The organism is Campylobacter sp. 2018MI13, from assembly GCF_018501135.1.
Lineage (GTDB): Bacteria > Campylobacterota > Campylobacteria > Campylobacterales > Campylobacteraceae > Campylobacter_E.
Genome location: NZ_JAHCZC010000191.1, coordinates 1 through 512, shown reverse-complemented (window position 1 = coordinate 512; position 512 = coordinate 1). Strand labels below are relative to the sequence as shown.

At 34.0% G+C, this 512-nt stretch carries 1 protein-coding gene; it reads left to right on the top strand.

Going from position 1 to position 512, the window contains the following annotated elements; all coding sequences use genetic code 11:
* Positions 1-512 (top strand): methyl-accepting chemotaxis protein (locus KJQ99_RS10665; protein WP_250325698.1); only part of this gene is annotated, 512 nt, incomplete at both ends.

The window sequence follows — 512 nt, the reverse complement described above, 5'->3', positions numbered from 1 at the left end:
GATATAAACGAAGGTGCAAGAAAGCAAGCAAGTAGCTTACAAGAAAGTGCAGCAGCAGTAGAAGAGATGAGTGCATCTATGCATGCAGTAAATCAAAAATCAAACGAAGTTATTAAAAACGGAGAAGATATTAAAAATGTTATTACTATGATAAGAGACATTGCAGAACAAATTAATCTACTTGCACTTAATGCTGCAATAGAAGCAGCACGTGCAGGTGAGCATGGAAGGGGCTTTGCTGTAGTTGCTGATGAAGTAAGAAAACTAGCTGAAAGCACTCAAAAATCACTAACAGAAATAGAAGCAAGTGTTAATGTATTAACTCAAGGTATAAATGATATGAGTGAAAGCATTAAAGAACAAACTCAAGCAATATCTCAAATAAATGAAGCAATAAGTAGTATAGATGAGCTAACACGTGCTAATGTAGTAGTAGCTGATAATACTAATAAAATATCAGATGAAGTAGATTTAATGGCTAGCATTGCTGTTGAAGCTGTTATGAAGAATAA